Below are 6,234 nucleotides of genomic sequence, written 5' to 3'. Positions count from 1 at the left end.
GGCATTATTGCCGGCGGTTTGGTCGATTTGGACAACCGCCTCACAGGCCGTCTGATAAACATCGTCATCACCGTCGCCCTGTTTACCCTCTCCTCACTGCTTGCCCAAAGCACCATCGGCACAGGCATTCCCTTCATCTTGGCCATGACCCTGATGACTTTCGGCTTCACCATCCTCGGCACCGTCGGCCTCAAATACCGCACCATCGCCTTCGGTGCGCTCGCCGTCGCCACCTACACCACGCTGACCTACACCCCCGAAAGCTACTGGCTGACCAATCCCGTCATGATTCTGCTGGGTACAGTCCTATACAGCGTCAACACCCTGATCTTCCAAATCATACTGCCCCACCGCCCCGTCCAAGAAACCGTCGCCAACGCCTACGACGCACTCAGCAACTACTTCGATGCCAAAGCCGACTTTTTCGACCCCGACGAAGCCGCATGGCTGGGCAACCGCCAAATCGACCTGGCCATGAGCAACACCGGCGTGATTACCGCCTTCAACCAATGCCGTGCCGCACTTTTCTACCGATTACGCGGCCAACACCGCCATCCGCGCACCGCCAAAATGCTGCGCTACTACCTCTGCGCGCAAGACATGCACGAACGCATCAGCTCCGCCCACGTCGATTACAGCGAAATGGCCGAGCAGCTCAAAAACACCGACCTCATCTTCCGCATCCGCCGCCTGCTTGAAATGCAAGGCCAGGCGTGCCGCAACGTTGCCGCCTCCCTGCGCAACAACAAACCCTACGCATACAGCAAACGCCTCGGCCGCGCCATGGAAGGCTGCCGCCAATCCCTCAGCCATTTTGCCGAGACCCATGCCGACAATGCCAACCTCCACAATATCCGCCGCCTGCTCGACAACCTCAGCAGCGTCGATTACCAACTGCGGCAACTGCAAAACGATGCGTCCCTTGCCAAAAACGACAACGCCGACACCCGCATCGCCGCCCTTGAAAACACCAAGTTCCGCAATATCGGCGAGACCGTCCTCAGCCAACTCAATTTCGACTCCAGCGTATTCCGCCATGCCACTCGCCTCTCCATCGTCGTTGCCGCGGCCTGCATCATTGTCGAAATCCTCCATCTCAACCTCGGCTACTGGATTCTGCTGACCGCCCTTTTCGTCTGCCAACCCAACTACACCGCCACCAAAAGCCGCGTGTACCAACGTATCGCCGGCACGATTCTCGGCGTGATTGTCGGTTCGCTCGTCCCCTACTTCACCCCGTCCGTTGAAACCAAACTCTGGATTGTCATCGCCAGCACCACCCTGTTTTTCATCACCCGAAGCTACAAATACAGCTTCTCCACCTTCTTCATCACCATCCAAGCCCTGACCAGCCTCTCGCTTGCCGGTTTGGACGTGTACCACGCCATGCCCATCCGCATCATCGACACCATCGTCGGTTCCGTTATCGCATGGGCCGCCGCCACCTACCTCTGGCCCGATTGGCGTTACCTCACTCTCAGCCACACCGCCGCCCAGACCATCACTGCCAACGGCCGCTATCTCGACGCCATCCTCGACCAGCTGCAAAACGGCAGCCGCGACGATGTCGACTACCGCCTTACCCGCCGCCAAGCCCACGAAAGCACCGCCGCCCTCAGCAGCACCTTATCCGACATGAGCAGCAACCCGAAAAAATACCAAGACCGCCTGCAAGACGGTTTTACCCTGCTCAAAACCAGCTATGCGCTGACCGGCCACATTTCCGCGCTCGGCGCATACCGTGACCAGGTTCATCACGACGGCAGTGATACCTTCGCCCCATATGCCCGCCTGACCCACCACATCGCCGAACTCCTCAAACAAATGCCGCAGACCGAACCGGCCACCTTCGATGCAAGCATCGAAGCCATCCGACAGGAATTTGCCGATTTGGAACAGACCGACAAAGAGCAGTCCCAACAAAACCAAATCCTCAAACACCAGCTCGACCTCATCATCCGCCAGCTTGCACCGTGTTATCAGGCATTGCACAGACAGTCGGATACGCAAACCGCCTAAACCGATAACACATTTCAACAAAATAAATAAGGCCGTCTGAAACCTGATTTCCAGATTTCAGACGGCCTTTATTCAGCCATCGAGATTAAAACCGATTACGCGCCGCGTTTTTCCAAAGCGGCTACGGCAGGCAACTCTTTGCCTTCTAAGAACTCAAGGAACGCGCCGCCGCCGGTAGAGATGTAGCTGATTTGATCGGTTACGCCGAATTTGGCAATCGCCGCCAAAGTGTCGCCGCCGCCGGCAATCGAGAACGCATCGCTTTGGGCAATTGCTTCGGCCAATACTTTGGTACCGCCGGCAAATTGGTCAAATTCAAACACGCCGACCGGGCCATTCCATACGACCGTACCGGCAGCTTTGAGCAAATCGGCCAAAGCAGCGGCGGATTTAGGGCCGATGTCCAAAATCATGTCGTCTTCGGCAACGTCGGCAATGTCTTTCACCACAGCTTCCGCATCGGCGGCGAAGGCTTTAGCGACAACCACATCGGTCGGCAGCGGAACAGAGCCGCCTTTGGCCGCCATTTTTGCCATGATTTTTTTGGATTCTTCCACCAAATCGTGTTCGGCCAAAGATTTGCCGATGGCTTTGCCTTCTGCCAGCAAGAATGTGTTGGCAATGCCGCCGCCGACGATGAGTTGGTCGACTTTGTCGGCCAAAGATTCGAGGATGGTCAGTTTGGTAGACACTTTGCTGCCGGCAACGATGGCAACCATCGGATGAGCCGGTTGTTTCAGGGCTTTGCCCAAAGCGTCGAGTTCGCCCGCCATCAACACGCCTGCGCAGGCAACGGGCGCGGCTTGGGCAACGGCTTCGGTCGAAGCTTGGGCGCGGTGGGCGGTACCGAATGCGTCGTTGACGAACACGTCGCACAAAGAAGCGTAGGCTTTGCCCAGCTCCAAGTCGTTTTTCTTCTCGCCTTTGTTGATGCGCACGTTTTGCAACATCACGACATCACCGGAGTTCAAAGTCGGTTTGTTTTCACGCCAGTCGTTCAATACTTTCACGTCTTTGCCCAACAGTTTGCCCAAATGCGCGGCAACAGGCGCTACATCGTCTTCAGGATGGAATTCGCCTTCGGTCGGACGGCCGAGGTGGGTCATCACGATCACAGACGCGCCGTTGTCCAAGCAGTATTTGATGGATGCGAGCGAAGCGCGGATACGGGTGTCGTCACTGATGTTGCCGTCTTTGAACGGTACGTTCATATCGGCGCGGATCAGAACGGTTTTGCCTTGAACATTTTGTTCGGTCAGTTTCAAAAATGCCATGATGATTCCTTTGTGATGGTTGGGAACGGGAATGTTTGGGATTATCCGCGAATGAAGCGCGACGGTAAAGATTGGCAACGGCCGCGCTTGATGTGAATCAGCAGATAAGGCCCGGGCCGTCTGAAACATTCGGCCAATCTTTGCAGATTTTCCGCTATACTTTGACGATTGATTTTCATTTTACGGATTAAACCATGTTACGCCGAATTGCTTTAATGCTTGCCTTCGCATTGCCTGCCGCTTCATGGGCGCAGACGCTTTCTGAAACCCTGCCCAACGGTCTGAAAATCATCGTCAAAGAAGACCACCGCGCGCCAGTGGCCGTTTCGCAGATTTGGTACAAAATCGGCAGCGTGGATGAAAAACCGGGCAAAAGCGGCCTGAGCCATGCTTTGGAACACATGATGTTTAAAGGCACGAAAGACGTTCCCTCCGGCGAGTTCAACCGCCGCGTGTCCGAGCTGGGCGGGCAAAACAACGCCTACACCAACCGCAATGAAACGGTCTATTACGAAAACGTCGCCGCCGCCAACCTGCCCGAAATTCTGAAGCTCGAAGCCGACCGCATGCACAACCTCAACTTCAGCGACAAAGAATTCCTCAACGAGATGAACGTCATCCGCGAAGAACGCCGCCAGCGCACGGAAGACACGGCCGACGGCAAAATGTGGGAGCAAGCCTATCTTGCCGCCTTTACCCAACCGTCCATGCGCGCCTCCGTCATCGGCTACATGAAAGATTTGCACACCCTCAAAGCCGACGACTTGCGCGCGTGGTACAAACAATATTACGCGCCCAACAATGCCGTATTGGTCATTGTCGGCGATGTCGATGCCAAACAAACGCTTCAGACGGCCGCCAAACTCTTCGGCGATATTCCCGCCAAAGCCCAGCCGCCGCGCAACAAACTGAATACCGAACCCTATTTGCGCAAGCCTGTTACAATCAAAGCCACTTCTCCGGTCACACACCAGCCGCTGATTGCCATCAACTTCCGTGTGCCGAAACTCCAAAAACTCGATGACACGATGCCTTTCGCCCTCGACATCCTCTCCGATATTTTGGCAGGCAACGCGTCCAGCCGTTTTGACAAAAACCTCGTGCGCGGCAAGCAAACCGCATTGAGCGCAGGAACGCATTACGACATCATCAGCCGCGAAATGCCGCTGTTCAGCGTCATAGCCATGCCTGCCGAAGGCGTGAAAACCGATACCTTAATTACCCAGCTGCGCCAAGAAATCAAAGACATTGCCGACAACGGTGTTTCCGAAGAAGAATTGCAGCGCGTCAAAACCCAGGCAGCAGTCAACGAAATCTACGCCAAAGACTCCATGTCTTCCCAAGCCTCCATGATGAGCCGCCTCGAAGCGCGCGGTTTCCAATATACCGACGAACAAGAAATCCACCGCCGCCTACAGGCCGTCAGCGCGCAAGAAGTACAGGCCGCCGCCCGGATGTTGACCGACGAGCGCATGAGTACCGTCATCATCGAACCGCAAAAACCTGCCGCCGCACCAAGCAAAAAAGCTGCCAAACGCCGATAAACATCAGGCCGTCTGAAAGCCCATACCCTTTCAGACGGCCCTAACAGAAAGCCACAACATGAAACCCACCCTGCTCGCCCTTGCCCTACTCCTGCCCTTAAGCGTCCAAGCCGCCACCGACATCCAACGCTGGCGCAACCGCGACGGCACCCAAATCCTCCTTGTCGAACGCCACGAAAACCCCATCATCGACCTTGAAGTCAGCTTCAAGGGCGCAGGCAGCGTCGCCAATCCGGACGGCAAAAGCCAAGTTGCCGAATTTACCGCTGCCCTCCTGACCGACGGCACCCAAGAGCTGGACGAAGAAGCCTTCAATGCCGAAGCCGACAACATCGGCGCACAAATCAGCAGCGACAGCAATGCCGAAAGCGCGTCTGCAGGCTTCCGCAGCCTCAGCAAAGCCGACATCCGCGACAAAGCCGCCAACTTGCTCAACCACTCGCTGACCCGTCCGCGCTTTGACGAAGCCGTTTTCCGCCGCCGTCAAACCCAATCCATCACCGGCTTGCAACAACAAGAAACCACCCCCGACTACACCGCCACGCGCGAACTGACCAAACTCATCTACCCGAACCACCCCTACGGCAGCGGCGCAAACATAACCGTTGACAGCCTCAAACGAGTTAGTCTGGACGACATCCGCGCCTTCCACCACACCCACTACGGCAAAGACAACGCCATCGTCGCCATCGTCGGCGACCTCAACCGCAAACAGGCAGAGCAACTGGTCGATCGCATCCTCAAAGACCTGCCGGCCAAAGCCACCGCAACCCACGCCATCCCGCCCGTTCCCAAACAAACCGCCCAACGCCGCGACATCCCCTTTGCCGGCACACAAGCACAAGTCCTGCTCGGCACCTCCCTCATCAAACGCCACGACCCCGACTACTACGCCCTCGTTGCCGGCAACTACATCCTCGGCGGCGGCGGTTTCGACAGCCGGCTCATGAAAGTTTTGCGCGACCAACACGGCTACACCTACGGCGTATACAGCAGCCTCGCCCCGGCGACAGAAGAAGGCACGTTTGCCGTTTCCTACTCCACCCAAAAGAAAAACACCAAAGCCTCACTGGCCGACACCCAAGCCGTCATCGAACAGTTTATCGCCGAAGGCCCGACCGAAGCTGAACTGAAACAGGCCAAAGCCAACATCGTCGGCAGCTTCCCCCTGCGCTACGACTCCAACGACAAACTGCTCAACTACCTGAGCCTGATCGGCCTCTACGACCTGCCCAACGACTACTTGGAAGCCTACCCCAAAGCCATCAACAGCCTGACCGTCAAACAAGTCCGCGACGCATGGCAACACCGCGTTAAATTCAAAGACCTCAACACCGTCGTTGTCGGTGCAGAATAAAACGCTTTAAAACAACAGGCCGTCTGAAAGATTTTTCAGA

4 protein-coding genes are annotated in these 6,234 nt (G+C 56.4%); 3 read left to right on the top strand and 1 reads right to left on the bottom strand.

Annotated features, from left to right (window positions below; genetic code table 11):
• Positions 1-2,019: YccS family putative transporter (gene yccS / locus Q1M25_RS07300; protein ID WP_300483429.1), on the top strand; the 2,019-nt coding region annotated here is incomplete at its 5' end.
• A gap of 95 nt (positions 2,020-2,114) precedes the next feature.
• Here the strand turns inward: yccS and Q1M25_RS07295 are convergent.
• Entirely contained in the window at positions 2,115-3,293 is a 1,179-nt protein-coding gene (locus tag Q1M25_RS07295) for a phosphoglycerate kinase (RefSeq protein ID WP_300483427.1), read from the bottom strand.
• Between the two features lie 194 nt (positions 3,294-3,487).
• Here Q1M25_RS07295 and Q1M25_RS07290 point away from each other — a divergent pair, with 194 nt between their 5' ends.
• On the top strand, positions 3,488-4,837 hold the full coding sequence (locus Q1M25_RS07290) for a pitrilysin family protein (protein ID WP_300483424.1): 1,350 nt from the start codon (positions 3,488-3,490) through the stop codon (positions 4,835-4,837).
• A gap of 58 nt (positions 4,838-4,895) precedes the next feature.
• On the top strand, positions 4,896-6,194 hold the full coding sequence (locus Q1M25_RS07285; RefSeq protein WP_300483421.1) for a pitrilysin family protein: 1,299 nt from the start codon (positions 4,896-4,898) through the stop codon (positions 6,192-6,194).
• Positions 6,195-6,234: the final 40 nt, after the last annotated feature.

Origin of the sequence: uncultured Neisseria sp. (assembly GCF_951230505.1) — a bacterium.
In the GTDB taxonomy this organism is placed as follows: Bacteria; Pseudomonadota; Gammaproteobacteria; order Burkholderiales; family Neisseriaceae; genus Neisseria.
Note: the sequence above shows the minus strand (reverse complement) of the source record. Positions and strands in the feature narration are given on the sequence as shown.

What these genes read in the sequence shown, in the direction of transcription:
- Q1M25_RS07285 (WP_300483421.1), top strand. Translation starts at nt 4,896, where the DNA reads ATGAAACCCACCCTGCTCGCCCTTGCCCTACTCCTGCCCTTAAGCGTC.
- Q1M25_RS07295 (WP_300483427.1), bottom strand. Translation starts at nt 3,293, where the DNA reads ATGGCATTTTTGAAACTGACCGAACAAAATGTTCAAGGCAAAACCGTT.
- Q1M25_RS07290 (WP_300483424.1), top strand. Translation starts at nt 3,488, where the DNA reads ATGTTACGCCGAATTGCTTTAATGCTTGCCTTCGCATTGCCTGCCGCT.